General features: G+C 68.9%; 20 protein-coding genes and 3 pseudogenes. 14 read left to right on the top strand and 9 right to left on the bottom strand.

The window, feature by feature from the left end; all coding sequences use genetic code 11:
- Nucleotides 1–662: 662 nt before the first annotated feature.
- The 3 genes from ppk2 to ACFVS6_RS41460 all read right to left on the bottom strand — a co-directional run bounded on the left by ppk2 (nucleotide 663) and on the right by ACFVS6_RS41460 (nucleotide 3227).
- Nucleotides 663–1643 carry a polyphosphate kinase 2 gene (ppk2, locus tag ACFVS6_RS41470; RefSeq protein WP_389711715.1) on the bottom strand — a complete coding sequence of 327 codons (981 nt, stop codon included), beginning with the start codon at nucleotides 1641–1643 and terminating at the stop codon, nucleotides 663–665.
- A gap of 496 nt (nucleotides 1644–2139) precedes the next feature.
- A complete protein-coding gene (locus tag ACFVS6_RS41465) occupies nucleotides 2140–2463 on the bottom strand; it encodes an STAS domain-containing protein (protein ID WP_389711714.1) in 324 nt (107 codons plus the stop codon).
- Nucleotides 2464–2561: 98 nt separating this feature from the next.
- Nucleotides 2562–3227, bottom strand: coding sequence for an HSP18 transcriptional regulator (locus ACFVS6_RS41460; RefSeq protein ID WP_389711713.1), 666 nt, complete (start codon nucleotides 3225–3227; stop codon nucleotides 2562–2564).
- Between the two features lie 151 nt (nucleotides 3228–3378).
- On the opposite strand from ACFVS6_RS41460, the gene ACFVS6_RS41455 reads away from it, so the two are divergent.
- The 3 genes from ACFVS6_RS41455 to ACFVS6_RS41445 all read left to right on the top strand — a co-directional run bounded on the left by ACFVS6_RS41455 (nucleotide 3379) and on the right by ACFVS6_RS41445 (nucleotide 4841).
- Complete coding sequence (locus ACFVS6_RS41455) at nucleotides 3379–3813, top strand: Hsp20/alpha crystallin family protein (protein WP_389711712.1); 435 nt, start codon at nucleotides 3379–3381, stop codon at nucleotides 3811–3813.
- A 109-nt stretch (nucleotides 3814–3922) separates the two neighbouring features.
- A complete protein-coding gene (locus ACFVS6_RS41450; protein WP_389711711.1) occupies nucleotides 3923–4315 on the top strand; it encodes a DUF2267 domain-containing protein in 393 nt (130 codons plus the stop codon).
- A 112-nt stretch (nucleotides 4316–4427) separates the two neighbouring features.
- Nucleotides 4428–4841, top strand: coding sequence for a DUF2267 domain-containing protein (locus ACFVS6_RS41445; protein ID WP_389711710.1), 414 nt, complete (start codon nucleotides 4428–4430; stop codon nucleotides 4839–4841).
- Between the two features lie 158 nt (nucleotides 4842–4999).
- On the opposite strand, the gene ACFVS6_RS41440 is transcribed toward ACFVS6_RS41445, so the two are convergent.
- From ACFVS6_RS41440 to ACFVS6_RS41425, 4 genes are all read right to left on the bottom strand, one after another.
- Nucleotides 5000–5149, bottom strand: coding sequence for a hypothetical protein (locus ACFVS6_RS41440; protein ID WP_389711709.1), 150 nt, complete (start codon nucleotides 5147–5149; stop codon nucleotides 5000–5002).
- A gap of 215 nt (nucleotides 5150–5364) precedes the next feature.
- A complete protein-coding gene (locus ACFVS6_RS41435; RefSeq protein WP_389711708.1) occupies nucleotides 5365–7062 on the bottom strand; it encodes an alkaline phosphatase D family protein in 1698 nt (565 codons plus the stop codon).
- 232 nt (nucleotides 7063–7294) lie between these two features.
- Nucleotides 7295–8329 carry a magnesium and cobalt transport protein CorA gene (locus tag ACFVS6_RS41430; protein ID WP_389711707.1) on the bottom strand — a complete coding sequence of 345 codons (1035 nt, stop codon included), beginning with the start codon at nucleotides 8327–8329 and terminating at the stop codon, nucleotides 7295–7297.
- A gap of 132 nt (nucleotides 8330–8461) precedes the next feature.
- Nucleotides 8462–8623 (bottom strand): hypothetical protein, encoded by a 162-nt coding sequence (locus ACFVS6_RS41425; protein ID WP_389711706.1) that lies wholly within the window; start codon nucleotides 8621–8623, stop codon nucleotides 8462–8464.
- A 379-nt stretch (nucleotides 8624–9002) separates the two neighbouring features.
- Here ACFVS6_RS41425 and ACFVS6_RS41420 point away from each other — a divergent pair, with 379 nt between their 5' ends.
- The 8 genes and pseudogenes from ACFVS6_RS41420 to ACFVS6_RS41385 all read left to right on the top strand — a co-directional run bounded on the left by ACFVS6_RS41420 (nucleotide 9003) and on the right by ACFVS6_RS41385 (nucleotide 14824).
- On the top strand, nucleotides 9003–9224 hold the full coding sequence (locus tag ACFVS6_RS41420; RefSeq protein ID WP_389711716.1) for a hypothetical protein: 222 nt from the start codon (nucleotides 9003–9005) through the stop codon (nucleotides 9222–9224).
- Complete coding sequence (locus ACFVS6_RS41415; RefSeq protein ID WP_389711705.1) at nucleotides 9136–9867, top strand: GDSL-type esterase/lipase family protein; 732 nt, start codon at nucleotides 9136–9138, stop codon at nucleotides 9865–9867. The genes ACFVS6_RS41420 and ACFVS6_RS41415 overlap by 89 nt, the downstream gene beginning before the upstream one ends.
- A gap of 331 nt (nucleotides 9868–10198) precedes the next feature.
- Nucleotides 10199–10933 carry a formylglycine-generating enzyme family protein gene (locus ACFVS6_RS41410; protein ID WP_389711704.1) on the top strand — a complete coding sequence of 245 codons (735 nt, stop codon included), beginning with the start codon at nucleotides 10199–10201 and terminating at the stop codon, nucleotides 10931–10933.
- Nucleotides 10934–11308: 375 nt separating this feature from the next.
- A pseudogene (locus ACFVS6_RS41405) lies at nucleotides 11309–11565 on the top strand (transposase); the annotation flags it as partial.
- A gap of 391 nt (nucleotides 11566–11956) precedes the next feature.
- The gene (locus tag ACFVS6_RS41400; protein WP_389711703.1) at nucleotides 11957–12160 is read left to right on the top strand and encodes a cold-shock protein; all 204 of its coding nucleotides are present in this window, start codon (nucleotides 11957–11959) and stop codon (nucleotides 12158–12160) included.
- Between the two features lie 319 nt (nucleotides 12161–12479).
- Nucleotides 12480–14012 carry a DEAD/DEAH box helicase gene (locus ACFVS6_RS41395; protein WP_389711702.1) on the top strand — a complete coding sequence of 511 codons (1533 nt, stop codon included), beginning with the start codon at nucleotides 12480–12482 and terminating at the stop codon, nucleotides 14010–14012.
- 45 nt (nucleotides 14013–14057) lie between these two features.
- Entirely contained in the window at nucleotides 14058–14462 is a 405-nt protein-coding gene (locus tag ACFVS6_RS41390; protein ID WP_389711701.1) for a hypothetical protein, read from the top strand.
- Between the two features lie 50 nt (nucleotides 14463–14512).
- The gene (locus ACFVS6_RS41385) at nucleotides 14513–14824 is read left to right on the top strand and encodes an SCO5918 family protein (protein WP_389711700.1); all 312 of its coding nucleotides are present in this window, start codon (nucleotides 14513–14515) and stop codon (nucleotides 14822–14824) included.
- A 104-nt stretch (nucleotides 14825–14928) separates the two neighbouring features.
- On the opposite strand, the gene ACFVS6_RS41380 is transcribed toward ACFVS6_RS41385, so the two are convergent.
- Nucleotides 14929–15288 carry a hypothetical protein gene (locus ACFVS6_RS41380; RefSeq protein ID WP_389711699.1) on the bottom strand — a complete coding sequence of 120 codons (360 nt, stop codon included), beginning with the start codon at nucleotides 15286–15288 and terminating at the stop codon, nucleotides 14929–14931.
- 924 nt (nucleotides 15289–16212) lie between these two features.
- Between ACFVS6_RS41380 and ACFVS6_RS41375 the strand changes: the two genes are divergently transcribed.
- Nucleotides 16213–16563, top strand: a complete 351-nt coding sequence (locus ACFVS6_RS41375; RefSeq protein WP_389711698.1) for a MerR family transcriptional regulator — start codon at nucleotides 16213–16215, stop codon at nucleotides 16561–16563.
- Nucleotides 16564–16661: 98 nt separating this feature from the next.
- Here ACFVS6_RS41375 and ACFVS6_RS41370 read toward each other — a convergent pair.
- Nucleotides 16662–16763, bottom strand: a pseudogene (locus tag ACFVS6_RS41370) (TetR family transcriptional regulator); the annotation flags it as partial.
- Here ACFVS6_RS41370 and ACFVS6_RS41365 point away from each other — a divergent pair.
- Complete coding sequence (locus ACFVS6_RS41365; RefSeq protein ID WP_389711697.1) at nucleotides 16750–17745, top strand: SDR family oxidoreductase; 996 nt, start codon at nucleotides 16750–16752, stop codon at nucleotides 17743–17745. The pseudogene ACFVS6_RS41370 and the gene ACFVS6_RS41365 sit on opposite strands and share 14 nt — an antisense overlap.
- A gap of 262 nt (nucleotides 17746–18007) precedes the next feature.
- A pseudogene (locus tag ACFVS6_RS41360) lies at nucleotides 18008–18288 on the top strand (transposase); the annotation flags it as partial.
- Between the last annotated feature and the right edge of the window lie 103 nt (nucleotides 18289–18391).

Genomic DNA, 18391 nt, shown 5'->3' with positions numbered 1-18391 from the left:
GCCCGACACCCCGGACAGGGGTGTCGGGCCGCGCCGTCGTGACGGGCCTGTCAATGGCTCTGCGGCCAGAGTCACCCGGCCTCAATAGGGGAGTGGGCGCCAAGCTTCCGTGGGGCCGGTGCAAAGGAACCCCGCATGCAGGACCGGCTGATGCCCCTTCTCGCTTTGGGTCGGGTCCTGTGTCATGTGCGCCAAGGGGCCGACCGGACCAGGAGCCAAGGCGATGAGGAGGACGGCGAGGGCTATGCCAAGGACGACGGCGATGGTGAGTATCGCTTGATTCCGGCTCTCTGTGCCGCGATCCATCCGAGCCGGTTCATGAGGTCCGCGTCTGCCTGAGGCGCACGATCGCGATTCCGACCGCAGGGCCCACCAGAACCGCCGCGGCGGTACCGAGGGCGGTTGCGGGTGCCGCACCGGTCAGGAGCATCACGGCTGCGATGACCGTGAAGAGGGCCGCAAAGGCAAGAATGAAGCTGCTCCATGGACGAGAGGATCGGGCGGCACTGGTTTCGTCGGACCCGCTGCTCCTCATGTGCTCGAGCGGGTCGCTGGAGACGTATTGGCCGTCATGCGCCTCGCCCGAGCCGGTGAGGTGAACGGCGGGTGGTCGGACCATGTGCCGGTGTGATGTCCGATCTCCTCCAAGGCCGACTTGCCGATCAGGGTTGGTTGGAGTCCTGGGGGTGGCGGCCGGGGCCGAGGGGAGAGCCGGCCAAGGGTGTGGGGGAGAGGTCGGCGGATTCTTCTCCGGCTTCCAGGAGGGTGTCGGCGGCTCCGACGATCAGTGGGTCTGGTTCGCCGACAGCCTCGGGGTCCTTGCGGTCGTAGTCGATACGGTCGAGGAGGCTACGCATCGCTTCCAGCCGGCCTCGCCGTTTGTCGTTGCTCTTGACGACGGTCCAGGGTGCGCGCTCGGTGTCGGTCGCGCGGAACATGTCGACCTTGGCGCTGGTGTACGAGTCCCACAGGTCCAGGGAGGCGAGGTCGGTGGGGGAGAGTTTCCACTGGCGGACCGGGTCGACCTGGCGGATCGCGAAGCGGGTGCGCTGTTCGGCGCGCGAGACGGAGAACCAGAACTTCACGAGCAGGATGCCGTCGGCCACCAGCATGTCCTCGAAGGCGGGGCACTGGCGCAGGAAGAGTTCGTACTGCTCATCGGTGCAAAACCCCATCACTCGCTCGACGCCGGCCCGGTTGTACCAGGAGCGGTCGAAGAAGACGATCTCCCCGGCCGTCGGCAGATGGGATGCGTAGCGTTGGAAGTACCACTGCCCCGCCTCCCGCTCGGTCGGCTTGTCCAGGGCGATGATCCGGGCCCCGCGCGGGTTGAGACGCTCGGTGAACCGCTGGATGGTGCCGCCCTTGCCGGCGGCGTCCCGACCCTCGCAGATCACCACCATCCGTGCCCCGGATTCCTTCACCCAGCGCTGCAGCTTCAACATCTCGATCTGCAGGATCCGCTTGGTCCGCTCGTACTCGGCCCGCCGTATCTTGCGGTCGTAGGGATAGTTCTCCTGCCATGTGCGTATGGGGGCGCCGTCCGCGTCCAGCAGCACCGGCTGCTCCGGCCGCTGATCGTCCACACTCAAGCCGGCCAGGAGGTTCTCGGGGCCGGGCTGCGCCCTCTCTCGATCGTTCATTGCCCGCTCCTACCCCGAACCGGGCCGTTGACCAAAGGATCCTGCGGGCCCGGGAGCTCCTGCCCGAGCGGTGGCCGAGCCCAGAGCGATGTTGCGGCGTAGCGCCCGGTTGATGACCGTGCACGTGGTGGTTGGGCCGGGGTGACCGTAGGAGGACCGTGGCTCGGGCGGGCGTCGACAGGCCGACGACGCGAACCCAAGCTGAGCGCAACATCCGAGGCATCCCTCGGGCGGCGTGAGCGTTCATCCCGGGTCGCCACCATCTGATGTGGTCGTACCGGTTCCCCTCAACGGGGTGGGCGCCGGCGACGGGAAGGGCCACCGTTGTCCTGGGGCATCGAGCCGATCGGCACGCTGCGGGCGGGCGGGATGAGGTTCACGCTCTCCCGCTCCGGTGGTGATCTCCTCGATGCCGACCTCGGCCAGCCTCCAGCACACCCGGGCCGGCGGTCTCTCCACTTGTGGGCTGTCCGTGCCGGGCCGCGAGTATGCGCGCTCACGGACGCGGGCGGTTGCAGGGGGCGGGTCGGAGAGGGAAGAGAGCCACGATGCCGGCGATGTCCAGGAGGCGCAGAAGTTGGCGGTTGGGGGATGTCAGGTGGATGTCGACGCCCGCCTTGCGGGCGGCTTGCCGGGCGACGAGTAGGGCGTTGAGGCCCGCGGAGTCGCAGAACGTGAGCCTGCTGCAGTCGACAACGACCGGTCTGGCGGGCGTGGCGTGCCGCAGTGCCTCGGCCAGCGCGTGGCTCAGGTGCGGGCCGGTGGTGATGTCGATCTCGCCGACGGGACGCACGGCCACTGCCTCATCCAGTACCTCCACGGCCACACTGTTCCTGCCGGCGGCCTCCGACGGATTCACGGTCATGACGGAGAACCCTCTCGTGCGACCACGCCACGGCGGCGCGGTTCGGGTGGTGGTCAGTTGCGGGTGTTGCGCTGGTCGTGGCTGTGCTGCCGCAGCCGTTCGGTATGCCGGGTCATGGCGTCGATACGCTCGGCGAGATCCGCATCCTGCGGACGCAGATGTTCACGTGCCCCGCTCAGGGGTCCGACGAGCCGTGCGACGTCGTTGTCCGCGAGCGCTTGGTCCAGCTCCGTCATGGACGCGGCGGCACCGGACGGCAGGTCATCGTTCAGCGAGCTGACCCGGCCGGCCAGCCGGCGCAGGTCCGCGGCATTGTCGCGGGCCCAGGCCGCGACGCTGCGCTCCGCCGCCCGGGAGTTTCGGGTGGCCGTGACGCGTTCCTCGCCTGTGCTGCCGGCGGCTCCGGGGCGTAGGCGCAGGTAGCGGCGTTCGGCGGCCTGGCGGCTGGCGACACCCAGCGGGCCGGCGAGGTCGGCCCAGCTCGCACCATCGGCCCGGGCCGCTTCGACCAGCCCGCTCTCCCATCCGGCCAGCCGCTCACGGACCTCACGCAGCATCGTCAGCGCTGTCAAAGCAGGTTCGGGGCCGACGCCCCGCGAGTCCGGGGAGCCGTCCGAGCCCTCGGGGGTGGGCGCATGGCCGGCGTCCCGCAGGGCCTGGTCGATGCTCTCCAGCGCGGCCACGGCCGCGTGGAGGTCGAAAGGTTCTGAATCCCGCATGACACCCTCCATAAGTCATCCTCTGAGTGACATATCCACTGTCATTCTTCCAGTGACAGTCAACTTGTCATCGTCTGGATGACATGTTACAACGGATTCACGTTGAAGCGCATTGGCAGTTTCTGCCTGAACCAACTGGAGGTGTTTCGCGATGTTGATGCGCACTGACCCGTTCCGCGAGATGGACCGGATCGTCCAGCAGCTGTCGGGTGCGTCGGGGACCTTGTCGAAGCCGTCGGTCATGCCGATGGACGCATACCGCGAGGGCGACGAGTACGTGATCGCCTTCGACCTCCCCGGGGTGAGCACCGAGGCGATCGACATCGACGTCGAGCGCAACATGCTGACCGTGAAGGCGGAGCGCCGGCCCGTCGCGAAGACGGACACCGTGCAGATGGAGCTCTCCGAGCGGCCCCTGGGCATCTTCTCCCGCCAGATCGTCCTGGCCGACACCCTCGACACCGAGCGCATCCACGCCGACTACGACGCGGGTGTCCTGACCCTGCGGATCCCGATCGCCGAGCGCGCCAAGCCCCGCAGGATCAGCATCGGACGCACGGACGGGCACAAGCAGATCTCCGGCTGAACCCTCCCGCACCAGCCGGCAGCGGAGGGCGGGACAAGCCCGATCCCCCTCCGGCACCCCGCCCTCCGCCCCCCCTTGACCCCTTCACCCCATTCCCGGAGGTGACGAGATGTCGATGCGCAGGGAAGCATTCCTGGCCCACGTCCAGGACCGAGGCGAGTACGGAACTCCCGAAGAGGCCGACCGTGTTGCCCGCGTCGTCCTTGCCCTGCTCGGTGCACACCTGGTCGGCGCCGTGCGGGCCGAGCTCGCCGCCCGGCTCCCCGAGACCCATGCCCTGATCCTCCTCAACCCCATGCAGGCGTCGGAGCCTCTCCCGCCCGAGCGATTCGTCCGCGCGACCGCGGCCTGGATCGAGGGCGCCACCGAGAAGACGGCCCTGTGGGACATCGGCGCGGTCCTGTCCACCGTGGCCGCCGCCGCTGGAGACGTCCTGACCCGCGAGGTCCTGGTCCAACTCCCGCCCGGCTACCTCCTCTTCGGTCGGCCCCAGCACGTCTGAACCCGGCCCACCTGGCCCCAGCCCTGCCGGCCATCACCGGCTCGGGCCGCAACCGTGGCAGGCAACCGCAGTCATGTACGACCAGCCTTGACCGAACCGAGCCGCCCCCGCCATGACGTTCGACCGGATGCTGGAGCGCGTGCGTTACGAAGGCGCCTACCCCACCCGCGAACGCGCCGCGGAAGCCGTCCACACGGTTCTTGCCGCTCTGGGACGCAGGTTCACCGGCGACGAACGCGTCGAGCTGGCCCAGTGCCTGCGCACCGAAGCCGCGCCGGCCCTGACCGCCCAGATCCCCGACACCGAACGCCTCACCGGCTGGGGCTTCGTCAAGGACCTCGCCGCCCGCACCGGCACCACCCCCGCCATCGCCCGCCGGCATACCGGAGCCGTCCTTACCTCCGTCGGCCGCCTCGCCGGACCCGACCTCCTCACCCGCATCCTGCGCCGACTCCCCGACAGCTACGCCCTCCTCTTCGGACGGGCCGAACTGCGCCGACCCACGCCGCAACCCGCGGCCGCCTGAGACCCGCGCGGCGCCGCGTCGCACAGCGGGCGCGGAAACGCAGCCCGGCCCTCGCAGAACATTCCGGCGCCGCACACGATGCCTTGATCAGCCGACCGACTCGGGCCCGTCCGATTGTGATCCGCTCGTAGGGGCACACGGACGGCCCGGGCAAGCCATCAGTACACGGCGCTGGGCACGGCCAAGGGTTCGCCCGGGGCCTTCTTCTTCGCCCGCTCCACCTGTTCGCCGAGTTCTGTCAGGCGGTTACGGGCCATGGCCTTGCGCACGTCGGGGAACCCGAAGGGAGCTTGGCCCGGATGGGGCATCTCCCTGCGCCGTACGCCGGAACCCGACGAAAGACGTCCCGTTCTGCTGATGCCGAGGACCGGCATGGTGCGCGGATTCGCCGGTCGCCCGGCGAAGTCTGTTCGCTTTCGCAGCGCCGCCCACCCCGTCGACGCGGTCGCGTCGGCCGCCCGCGGTGACACGGCATGGCGGCACCTGAATGGCGGAGGCGGAGTGTGTACGGTCCGGCGGGGCGTCAACTTCCCTCCGTCAGAGTCCGGTCGAGGACGCCGATGAGCCGGGCTCCCGCGCTGTCGGTCCCGCGGCGCCCACGCTTCGCACCTGTGGAGGCTCTCTCCAGCCGGAGTCGCGCCGTACGTCCGCGCAGTGTCAACGTCATCAACTGGTTGCCGAACCACGGCCCGCCGGTGCGCTCCCAGCGGATCGCCGGTCTCGCGACCCGTCCGTGCCGGGCGAGGAGATGACCGACCCCCTTGGCGAGCCGACTCCAGCCGAAACGAAATCCGATCCGCATGGCCGCGGGCACCGAGTTGTGCAGCGGTGAGCAGGTGAACTGAAAGACGCGGGAGCGCGGCTGCTGCCCCGTGGTCCAGACGGGCTCCGCCACGTACGCGTGGTGCACGTCCCCGGAGAGGACGCACACCGTTGCCGGGGCGGCGTCGGCCCTTCCCACCTCGGCGATCGTCTCCGTCAGCCTCCCGAACGACGAGGTGAACGCCGCCCAGTGCTCCAGGTCCGCCCGCCGACGCAGCCACTCGCCGAAGCGCGCCCAGCGAGGCCCGTGTTCGCCCCGGCACAGCGCCGCGTGCCAGGCCTCCACGAAGTGGACCATCGGGGGCAGCAGCCACGGGAGCGAGGTCCCGACCAGTAGGTGGTCGATGCCGCCGGGGTCGTCGAAGGCCTGCGTCCGAAGCCAGGCGGCCTCCTCGGCGTCCACCATCGCCCGGTGCTGCTCGTCCAGCACCCGCGCGGCCCGGGTGTCGACCATCAGCAGCCGGGTGCGACCGAAGTCCCTGCGGTAGCTCCAGCGCACCGTCGTCGGGTCGGCGTCGGCGCGTTCGGCGAACGCGCGCAGCACTTCCGTGCCGTCGTCGGCCGCCAGTACCGCCGCGAACAGTTCGTCCTGCTCGAGTTCGGCGGGGGAGAGGTTCCCCAGGTGCTGGTAGACCCAGTACGACATCAGGCCGCCGGTGATCCGCTCGTGCCACCAGGGCGTTGCCCGCATGTCGGCGACCCAGGCGGCGCTGGTGTTCCAGTCGTCGATGACGTCGTGGTCGTCGAAGATCATGCAGGTGGGGACGGTCGAGAGCAGCCATCGCAGTTCGGGGTCGCCCCAGGACTCGTCATAGAGGTGGGAGTATTCCTCGTAGTCGGCGACCTGGTCCGGCGGGGCGGCGGAGCCCGTCCCCGCGGCCCGCCGATGTCGGCTGATCCAGGCCTGGGTGTCGGCGGACGTCTCGTCCGCGTACACCTGGTCGCCCAGGAGGATGAGAACGTCCGGACGCTCGGCCTCCGGGTCGGCGGCGAGCCGGGCGGAGAGGGTGTCGAGGACGTCGGGACCAACCGGATCGGGCTCGTCCGCGGCAGGCGACGCCCACCGGCACGAGCCGAAGGCGACCACTGCGCCCGTCGCCGGGACGGGCGGCGTGTGGATGGTGCTGGGCGGCTGCGACGAGTTCGGGAGGGGCCACACCCGCTCGCCTTCGAGCAGCACCTCGTATGCCGTGGCGGACCCGGGGACGAGTCCGGTCACGACCACCAGCGCGTAGTGGTGGCCGGCGATGCGGAAGGTCTGAGCCGAGCCCCCGGCGGCGCTGCCCGGACACCGGACCTCGACCGTGCACTCCCGGTCGGTCTCGACCCACACCGTCGCCTTCGTGCCCGACTCCCAGTCCACGTGTCGCAGGAGCGGTCCCAGCCGCAGAGCGACCATCGCGAGTCCCTTCCGACGCTCCGCACGGTACGGAACGGCCACTTTTCAAAGTACTGAACGACGGCGGAAACGGGCGCCGTCGTGTCACCCGGTCGCCCCGCGTCCGGCCCGGCCGACGCCGCAGGGGCGGGTTGGAACCGTCGATCCGCGCGACGACATCCACGAAGTCTTCCTCAGCCTCGCCTGCCCACCCATCTGCCGGCGACTCCCGAAGCCATGCCGATAGCAGTTCCTAAAGCCATCTATTGCGGCGCAGGGCCCGGTAAATGATCGTGCACGCGGTGATGATCACGACCCAGACGGCCGGATAGCCGTATGGGGATTTCAGTTCCGGCATGTGGTCGAAGTTCATACCGTAGATACCGACGATCATGGTGGGGACGGCGATGAGCGCGGCCCAGGCGCTGATGCGGCGCATGTCGGCGTTCTGCTGGACGCCGAGCTGGGCGACACTGGCGGTGAGCATCCCGGTGACCAGCTCGTCGAAGGCCAGGATCTGTTCCCGAACACGCTGGTGATGGTCGGCGACATCCCGGAAGTACGTCGCGACCTCCTTCGGGACCTGCGGGACACTCCCGTCACTCAGACGCTCCAAAGCCGAAGTCAACGGCATTACGGCCCTTTTGAACTCAAGGAGTTCGCGCTTGAGCTGGTAGATCCGCCCCGCGTCGACCGGCCGGTCCGGGGAGAACACCTCACCCTCCAACGTGTCGACGTCACCCGCGAAGGCATCCGCGACCTCGATGTAGCGGTCGACGACCATATCCGCGACCGAGTGCAGAACCGCCGCCGGACCGCAGCCCAACTGCCGCGGATCATTCTGCAATGCCTCGCGCACGCCATCCAGGGAAGGAGCGCTGCCATGGCGGACGGTGATCGCGTAACCGGGCCCGGCGAACACCATGATCTCGCCGGTATCGACGATCTCACTGCTTGAGGTGACCTGCTCGTGCTCCACGTAGACGATCGTCTTCAACACCAGAAACAGCATGTCGCCATAGCGTTCCAACTTCGGCCGCTGATGCGCGTGGACCGCGTCCTCGACCGCCAACGGGTGCAGATCGAAAGCCCGGGCAACCTCCTGCAGCTGCTCCTCGGTCGGCTCGTACAGACCGATCCACGCGAACCTTCCCGCCCCGGGGGCTATCCGCTCGGTGATCCGGCCCAGGTTCACCTGTCCTGGAACGCGTTTGCCGTCCTCGTACAGGGCGCAGTCCACCACCGCCGACGGCAGCTCCGCGGCCTCACCACTGTGCCGTGCCGTCATGTGCCGCCTCTTGTCTGCCGTGGGACATGTCGCCAGGCAACCTACCCGCGGTCGACGATTGATCACCTGTGCTCGATCCGCGGTCCACGAACAGGAGTGTTCGGGGCCCCTCCCGGGGTCAGCGCGTGCGGGTCAGGTGATCGCTCCTGTTCCCGCTGACGCGGTGTGCGGGGTGGCGTTCTTCGGGATGGGTGCGGGGGAGCGGTGAATGTGGCGGGCGAGCAGGAGGCCCAAGCCGGTGGCGAGGACGGTCCAGGCGGCCAGGACGGTCAGTGCGGTGAGCCAGAGGGGCATGGCGGAACTCCGTTCCATTTGAAAGGTGTTGAGGTCACCTTGTGCCCGGGGTGTGGGAGGGCATGCGTGTGGGTTTGTTCATATGGTCTGCACCTTCAACGTTTTGTCAGGTCGGAGCGTGTCCGCGCCCACGAATGCTGACCATCGAGGCGCCGACGCCTTGGATCGGGTGCCCAACTTCCAAGAAATTCCGTCATCTGACCCTTGGTGATCTTGGTATCGGTGGGTGACGATGTCCCGGAACCTTTCATTCCACTGTGAGGGGGTGGAGAGGATGATGAGTACTCGCCAGGGGGATTCATGTCGTATGCGCGTGTCAAAAAACGCTGGTCGCAGGCGTTTTGCGCGGCGGGGTGGCCGCCGCGGTCACCGCAGGGGGATGACTCCCGCAGTGGCGGCGTCGGGGGCGTTATCGCAGTTGGTGGCGTTTACGGAGTCGACGCAGCAGGTCCTGACAGCGAAGACCGCGGCCGGCAGTGGCCAGGTCACGGTCAAGTTCTACGTCGGAACGTATGCGGCCGGCGGTGCCAACGATCTCGTGCACGGCACATCGGTCACGGTCAACGCCGGTGGCGTGGCCCGGCCACCACGCCTTCGCTGACGGCGGTCACCTACGACGGCGCGGGCCGGATGACCACCGCGAAGACCGGCAACGGCACCGGCAGCTACACCTACGCCGGCACCGACGCCGACGATTTGACCCACCAGACCACCGACAAGGGCGTCCGCGCCCGGTCCTCAACGCCGGCATCGGCGGCAACCGAGTACTGAGCGACTCCGCGTGCTTTGGACAGAAGGCCACAACCCGATTCCGGCACGATGTCCTCGACCAGACCCACGTGGGCACCGTGATCGTCCTGGAGGGAACCAACGACATACTCATGGGCGAAACCGCCCCCAACGCCTGCACCACCACGAGCAGGCGCGTGACTGCCGCCGAGCTGATCGAGGCCCACCGCGCGCTGATCCGCGCCGCACACGCCCGGGGGATCACCGTCATCGGCGCGACACTCCCGCCCGGCAATGGCCTGGAGAGCGGGACTCCCGCCGAAACCCGCGCCGCACTCAACCAGTGGATCCGAACCGCCGGCGCGTACGAAGCCGTCGTGGACTTCGACCGTGTCCTCGCCGATCCGCTCAACCCCGAACAACTTCTCCCCGCCTATGCGTCCAAGGATGGACTCCACCCAAACGACGCCGGCTACCGGGCCATGGCCGATGCCGTGAACGTGGACTCCCTGTAACTCCCTGCCCCGCGGTTCCAACGACAGCTCGGTCAGCCACCTCGGCCGGGGTCGGCCCAGGCCGATGCATCGCGCGCCGAGCGCTGCTTCGTTCGGGACCTGCTGTCCGGGGGCCGTAGCGTTCGGGCAGGTCCCGCCAGGCGACCCCGGTGGACTACTGGCACGCCCTCGCCGAGCTCGCGCGCTCTGCGGCCGGTCCGCCCCGGAGCACAGCTGGTCCGTGGCCCGAAGTCCTGGTCCCAAGGTCGCTGTCGAGATGGGGCCATCGGCCGATGCCCGCCCCGATCACCAAGGTGATCATGAGGGTGTCCGCCATAGCCGAGGAGGAGTCATGAGGGTGGAGCAAGCGAACTGGGTGGAGATTCCCGCCGGGCTGCTGCGCCGAGGTACGCCGGTCGACGAGGTGGCGGCAGTGGCCCGCCGCTACGCGGACACCGGGGTGCCGGTGGAGTGGTACGCGAAGGAAGCCCCGCGCGTGGAGATCCACATCCCGACGTTCCGGATTGCCCGCACCCCGGTCACGGTCGGCCAGTGGGCACTCTTCGCGGCGGCCACCGGGCGACCGGTCCCACGGACGCCGGCGGACCACCCGGTCATCGGGGTCGCCTGGGAGGCGGCCACGGCTTACTGCCGGTGGCTCGGCGAACGGCTCGGCCTCGATGTGCGGCTGCCCACGGAGGACGAGTGGGAGCGAGCCGCGCGGGGCGACGACGGCCGGGAGTTCCCGTGGGGTGAGGAGTACCGCACCGGCCTGGCCAATCTGGTGGACCTCGGCATCGGCACCACGACGCCGGTCGGCTCGTTCCCCGACGGTGCCAGCCCCTTCGGCGTGCTGGACATGGCGGGTAACGCCGACGAGTGGACCTCTACGCTCTACGCTCCCTACCCTGGCGCGCCCGCAGAGGTGCCGAGCACCGAGGAGTGGGCCTTCGACCGGCACATCACCCGTGGCGGCGCCTTCCGCCACGACCGGGACCTGGCCCGGTGCGCGCGTCGCCACGGTGTCTATGAGGCGGACCTCGAAGCGATCGGCGTGGGCTTCCGCCTGGCGGCACCGGCCGGGTAGAACCGGGCACCATGCCGACATCGCATGACGGGCGGCATCCCCTCGAGACTGTGCATTTAAAGCTGTACGGATCTGTGCACACTCCAGGTTCTGGCAAGACCCGCGAACGGCGTCTCATCAGGCGTGCCCTGCGTCCCGTCGCCCTGCGGCCGCACCTTCGACGATGGATCAGCGGCTCCGGATTTCCCACGGCCCGTCCGGAACAATCAACTGCAAGGACCCCCGCGCATAACAACACCTCACCGCAAGAACACGGTCCAAACCGTGACGGGAACGCGTGCCGGCGGCGCTGAGAGGAAGACCTGGGCGACGAGCGCCTGCGCGACAACGCCTTCTGAAGCGACGCTCTCTCCCAAGCAGAAAGCGCACCCGCTGCTCCACGCGGACAAGGGCTATGACTGTGCCCACCTGCGGCGATGGTTGCGCGAACGCGGTATCGAGCACCGCATCGCCCGCCGAGGCGTCGAGTCCTCCGGGCCGCTCGGCCGCCACAGATGGGTCGTCGAATGGACCATGTCCTGGCTCGCCGGCTGCCGACGTCTCCACCGCCGCTACGAACGCAAGACAGAGCACTTCCTAGCCTTCACCAGCATGCCTGCACTCTGATCTGCTACCGCAGACTGGCCGAATGAGATGACGTCTTAGGACCCCGAGAAACTGACTCGGACGGAACGGGAGACCGTCCTGAGCCGCGGGGGCGCGGCCGCCGATCCAGGCCACCATCCCAACGCTGCGCCCGGGGGGAATCAATATCTGTCATCGCGGTCGGAGAGTTTAATGGGCCCCGCGCGGAGAGTTTTTGCTGCAACACGCTCGTCGGGTTATCCCCCGCTCACAAACCGCCGCACCGTGCTAGTGTCGATCTCGGTTGCAGTTTTGGTACCCAAAAACTTAAAGCGCTCCAGTCGGCCTCCGGGCCTTGAGCGCTTCATATTTTCCGGTCAATTTCCGGCGGGGCATCATCGCGGCGACACGGCGTCCGCACAGCGCAGACGCCGGTCCTCTGCCCCAAAGGAGATAAACATGGCATCCGGCACCGTGAAGTGGTTCAACGCGTCCAAGGGTTTCGGCTTCATCGAGCAGGACGGTGGCGGGGACGACGTCTTCGCCCACTTCTCGAACATTGCCGCCCAAGGCTTCCGCGAGCTGCAGGAGGGCCAGAAGGTCACCTTCGACATCGCGCAGGGCCAGAAGGGCCGGACGGCCGAGAACATCGTTCCCGCCTGACGCTGACGCGTACCACGTAGCTGGGGCCCGCATCCCTCGGGGTACGGGCCCCAGCTGCACACATTTCCCGCAGTGACACCACCCTGCGGGACGCGGTATTCGATTCCGCAACCACACCGGGTATTCACCCACTTGTTTCTTTGGAAACGCGTCCGCATGACGCCTCCTCTCTCCTCGCCTGCGCCTGTCCCGCCCGTTCAGAAATCCTCTGGAGGTCGGAGACGCTTCGGCATTCCATTCGGCCCGTTCTTGAGACTCCCTGCGCTGCGCTTTCGCTGCGGGAATTCCTTGATACGCGCCACATCAAGGAAGGTTCTGCATGAACCGCACCCGTACGAACAACCGCTCTGCCCGCACCCGCACCGCCGGCCCCGCCTACGGCGCCGGCGCCGGTTCTGAGCGGGGCAGCCGCTTCGGCTCGTCGACCCCGGTCCGATCCGGAGGTCCGAACCGATCCGGTGGTCCGAGCCGTTCCGGTGGCTACGGTCGTCGGCCCGCCGCGGTCCAGGGCGAGTTCGCCCTGCCGAAGACGATCACCCCCGCGCTGCCCGCTGTCGAGGCCTTCGCCGATCTCGACATGCCGGCGGAACTGCTGGCCGCCCTCGGCGCGCAGGGCGTGACCGTGCCCTTCCCGATCCAGGGCGCCACCCTGCCCAACACCCTCGCGGGTCGTGACGTGCTCGGCCGCGGGCGCACCGGCTCCGGCAAGACCCTCGCCTTCGGTCTCGCGCTGCTGGCCCGTACCGCCGGGCTGCGCGCCGAGCCGCACCAGCCGCTCGCGCTGGTCCTCGTACCGACCCGCGAGCTCGCGCAGCAGGTCACCGACGCCCTCACGCCGTACGCCCGTGCCGTGAAGCTGCGCCTGACCACGGTCGTCGGCGGCATGCCGATCGGCCGGCAGGCCGGAGCGCTGCGCGGCGGCGCGGAGGTCGTTGTCGCGACGCCCGGCCGGCTCAAGGACCTCATCGACCGGGGCGACTGCCGTCTGAACCAGGTGGCGATCACCGTCCTCGACGAGGCCGACCAGATGGCCGACATGGGCTTCATGCCGCAGGTCACCGCCCTCCTGGACCAGGTGCGTCCCGAGGGGCAGCGGATGCTGTTCTCCGCCACCCTGGACCGCAACGTCGACCTGCTGGTCCGCCGTTACCTGACCGACCCGGTGGTGCACTCGGTGGACCCCTCGGCCGGTGCGGTGACGACGATGGAGCACCACGTGTTGCACGTCCACGGCGCCGACAAGCACCGGACGACGACGGAGATCGCGGCGCGCGAGGGCCGGGTGATGATGTTCCTGGACACCAAGCACGCCGTCGACCGGCTGACCGAGGAGTTGCTGAACAGCGGCGTACGGGCCGCCGCGCTGCACGGCGGCAAGTCGCAGCCCCAGCGCACCCGTACCCTCGCCCAGTTCAAGTCCGGCCACGTGAGCGTGCTGGTCGCGACGAACGTGGCGGCGCGCGGCATCCACGTAGACAACCTGGACCTCGTAGTGAACGTCGACCCGCCGACCGACCCCAAGGACTACCTCCACCGAGGCGGCCGGACCGCCCGCGCCGGCGAGTCCGGCAGCGTCGTCACCCTCGTCACCCCGAACCAGTGCCGCGACATGACCCGTCTCATGCAGGCCGTCGGCATCACCGCGCGGACCACCCAGGTCCGCTCCGGCGAAGAAGCACTGAACCGGATCACCGGCGCCCAGGCACCCTCCGGCATCCCGGTCACCGTCACGGCGCCGGTGTCCGAGCGGCCCAAGCGCGGCACGTCCTCGCGTGGTCGGCGCAGGCCGGTTTCGGGGGCCCGGCGCGCGGGCGCGAGCGCGCGTCAGTCCGCCTTCGACGCGGCGGCCTGAGCACGAGTGATCCGAAGACTGACCCATTTCTTCAGGAGGCACGTTGTGACGCTGGTCCGGATGCAGCCCTGCTGCGCGCACGCCGACCCGACGCCCCGGACGGTGGACGACGCGAGGGAAGCGGCCGGCCCGCAGGTCTGCGACGACATGACGGTCGAGGTGGCCCTGGCCGTCCTGGCCGGCGCCCGCTCGGACCATCTGCTCGTCCGCGACGAGGACGGCCTGTGCACCGGGTTGATCAGCCGTGCCCGACTCACCGCTGTCCGCGACGGCGCCGCGTATACAGACCGGATCCGTCTGCGCGACGTCCTCGGCGAGTACGGTCCGGTCATCGCCCCCGTGGCCACGACGGTCGGGGCCGAACGCGCGGTGCGCCACCGCGGGCTCACCGCCCTGCCCGTCGTCGATGACCACGGCGGCGCGACGGGCGTCCTCGCCCTCGCCCGCTGAACCACTTCACCGTGCTCGGACGGTTTCTCCTCTTCACCCTGTGAGGCGACATGCGCTGTGTCATCGCCCGATTCCCGTTCGACCTGACCAGGAGCGGTGTCCTGGAATCGATGAGGGGAATCAAGCCCGAGCAGGTCGTCGGCGAGTCCGTGATCATCGGCCGCCGTGCCTACCCGGTCAAGCAGGTCGGTCAGGTCATCACCCGTCAGGACCGCCGTGACTTCAGCGCCGGTGAGGTCCTCCGCGCCATGACGCAGCTGGGGTTCACCTGCCGCGTACTCCCGCGGGCCTCCGCCCCCACGCGGGTCCTCCGCCCGCTCCAGCAGGCTTCCGCCATGCTCGGCGTCCCGGCGACCGTCTGACGGACGGGACCGGCGCGAGCCGACACCCGGTGAAGAGGGCCCGACCGGCACGTGCCGATCGGGCCCTCCCGCGTGTCCGGGGGTTCCTCGCGCGAAGGAGCGGGTCAGTGGTTGGAGTAGCTGAAGTCGCCCATGGTCCAGGCGCTGATGTCCGCGATCGAGACGCGGTACATCCCACCCGTCTCCGGGATCCCCACCGTGCCCTGAAGGATCCGGGCCACATGGAAGTGCAAATGGGTGGGTGGCCCCTCCTGGGGTGTCGCGGCGGTGAAGATGGCGGCGAACTCGCCCAGGTGGGCGGAGTCCGTCAGGACCTCGGACACCCGCTGCCTCCACACGGCTTCGGGTGCGAGTCGACCGGTGATGACAGTGCCACCGGTGACCACGGTCAGGGACATTTGATTGCTCTGCCCGGACTCCACCAGGGTGGCAACGTCCACGAGCAGCTCGTCAGGCTTCGACATGAAAGCCCATTTTATGCGCCGGTCGTCCCGCGGTGCGGGCGGATCGGATCCGGCCCCGGTACCGCCGTACGGATCAGGGGTGCGCGGGCGCGATGCGCAGGTCCCGGCGCGGTGGCTGTGCGCCCCCCCGGGTCGCTGACCTGCGGTGACAGTCGATCCTTGCATCCTGGACCGGGCAGGAACATCTACCTCTCCCCAGAAAGCACAAAAATCTATGCTGGCTGGAGTAGACATTGAATGGTGACGTGGCTATGGTTTCTCTCGTAGCCCGGAGAGACAGAAGGCCCGGCAGAGACGAACTGCCGGGATCAGCAAGGAAGTTGCAGTTAGCATCACGGTGCGGTGGTGGAGTTCCGAAGCCAGGGTTGTCGCAGGACGGCGACGGGACTGACGACCGGACCGGGTGGCCCGCGGTGATGAGGGGCCGCCGTGAGCAGTGCCCAGCAGTGAGGAGTGAGCAACACCTCGGTGAAGGCGTCGACTGCGGGCGCGCGCACCGGGAGGTTCGGCAGTGGGGTTCCAAGCCAGAGCAGACGCAGGACGGGCAACGGGGCTGGCTGTCGAAGAGTGGCGCCGACACGGGCCACTGAGCAATTCGCGGTAAGAGTAGTACCAGTAGGCGCAGTAGCAGCAGTCGCAGTACCCGTTCGAAGAATAGTTGATCACCGAGGGAAGAACGGAGGAGCCGAGCACCATCAGGATCGCCCGGGCGGATGTCCGAGCCCGGGTACCGCAGGACATCGATAGTGAGGTGGTCTCCGGTCAAGCAACCGCGATCCCCGCGTTCCCGACAGCATTTCGGTCGGGTCGACGGAAACAGTAGGCCGGCGCAGGACCAGGGTCGGCAGATGGTGTAGTAGTTCCTTCGGGGCCCTGGTGCCAATGGCACCAGGGCCCCTCCACGCATTCCATGAAAGAGGTTCGATGACGGCAGACGCCTCGTTCGGCCGTCTCGACGACGACGATTACCCCGCCTACACCATGGGCCGGGCCGCCGACATGCTCGGCACCACCCAGGGCTTCCTCCGCGCCATCGGAGAGGCCCGCCTGATCACCCCACTCCGCTCCGAGGGCGGCCACCGCCGGTACTCCCGCTACCAACTGCGCATCGCAGCGCGTGCCCGCGAACTCGTCGACCAGGGCACCCCCATCGAAGCGGCCTGCCGGATCGTCATCCTCGAAGACCAGCTCGAAGAAGCGCAACGCATCAACGCCGAATACCGCCGCGCCGCCGAAGCGTCCGACCCGTCCTCCCCGACCTCGACCCCGGCCTGAGGCGCGGGCGCCCGCCGACCTCGGCGGGCCGACGGACGGCAGCGCGTATCGCCCGCCGCTGGGAGCGGTGCCAGGCTGAAGGGGGGGAACAGGGTCGGCTCGGAGATCTCGGCCGCGGCGGCGATGTCGTTGACCGGGACGCGGTCGAAACCGCGCTCCAGGAACAGCGAGGCGGCCGCGTCTCCGATGACGCCGCGCATCCGCTCCTTCTTGCGGGCCCGCACCCGTCAACTCGGGCATCCGACCACCGCAAAATTCGTCACCGGGTTGCTTTTATGTCCGGGTAACGATTTCATGGGCGGCATGGATCAGACAGACATCTCTCCCGTGCTCGTCACCGGGGCGACGGGCCGGGTCGGCCGCGTCGTCATCGACCAACTCCTCGACGCCGGTGTGCCGGTCCGTGCCCTCGCGCGTCGCTCCGAGGCGGCGGCGATGCTGCCGGCGAAGGTCGAGGTCTTCGCCGGCGACCTCACTGTGCCCGAGTCACTCGACCCGGCGTTGAGCGGCGCCGGTGCAGTCTTCCTCGTGTGGACCTCCCCGCCTCAGGCTGCCGCGGCAGTCGTCGAGCGGCTGGCAACCCACGTGCGGCGGGTCGTCTTCCTCTCCTCCCCGCACCAGACGCCGCACCCCTTCTTCCAGCAGCCCAATCCCATGGCCGTGCTGCACGCCGACATCGAGCGGCTCATCGCGGCCACCGGACTGGAGTCGACGATCATCCGGCCCGGGATGCTCGCGTCGAACTCGCTGGCCTGGTGGGCATCCGCGACCCAAGCCGGCGAAGTCGTCCGGTGGCCTTACGGCGCTGCCGAGACGGCACCGGTCGACGACCGCGACGTCGCAGCCGTCGCGGCGCGGACGCTCTATCAGGACGGACACGTCGGAGGCGACTACGTCCTCACAGGCCCGGAATCGCTGACCCAAGCCGCGCAGGTGGACGTCATCGGTGACGCTCTGGGTCACCGGATCGCATTCGAGGAGATGACGCCGGACGAGTTCCGAAGGCTGTCGGAGGGCACAGCGCCCAGCTCGGTCGTCGACATGCTGCTCGCCGCTTGGAGCGCGGCTGTCGGACAGCCCGCGTACATCACCACTGCGGTGGCCGACATCCTTGGGACGGCGCCACGAACGTTTCGCCAGTGGGCTGCCGACCACGCCACCGCGTTCACGGAGGGTTCGTAACCCCGTCGACCGCGAACTGCGCCCCAGGCACTGCGGACTTGGCAGGACTTTCTCCCCCTGTCGATTGCATGTCTTGGGGGCGATGTCACCGGCTCCGGAGGCACCGACAGACCGCTGATCAGGGGCATGACCACCGACCTTTCCGCAGGTCGGGAGACTCTTCGTAATGTGGATGTGGTGATCGGTGCCGTGGGACGGCCGGGCGATCGGGACGACCGGGGGACGCACGTGATCGACACCAGCGGCAGGCGCCTTCCTCGGCCTGTACGTCGGCAAGGACGAACACCACGCCACCGCCATCATCCCGGCCGGGAACAAGGCCTTCGACAAACGGCTTCCAACAGCGAGCCCAAGCTCCGCGAGGTCCTCGGGAAACTGCAGGCCAAGCACGGGACCGTGCTCGCGCTCATGGACCAGCCGGCCTCCACCGGCGCTCCGCCGCGTGCAGTGACCCGAGACATGGGCTGTCCCGTGACCTATCTGCCGGGGCTGACGACGCGGCGGATCGCAGATCTCTCTCCGGGCGAGGCCAAGACCGATGCAGGTCCGCACCGACCATCATCCGCCGCGCTCCGACGCGGTCGGCGAACACGCCGCCGAACAGGACGAGGAGAACGAACGTCCCGGTCCACGTGCCGAGGACGAG

The sequence above is a fragment of the Streptomyces sp. NPDC057939 genome (assembly GCF_042887545.1).
In the GTDB taxonomy this organism is placed as follows: Bacteria; Actinomycetota; Actinomycetes; order Streptomycetales; family Streptomycetaceae; genus Streptomyces.
This window is presented reverse-complemented; position numbering and strand designations above follow the sequence as displayed.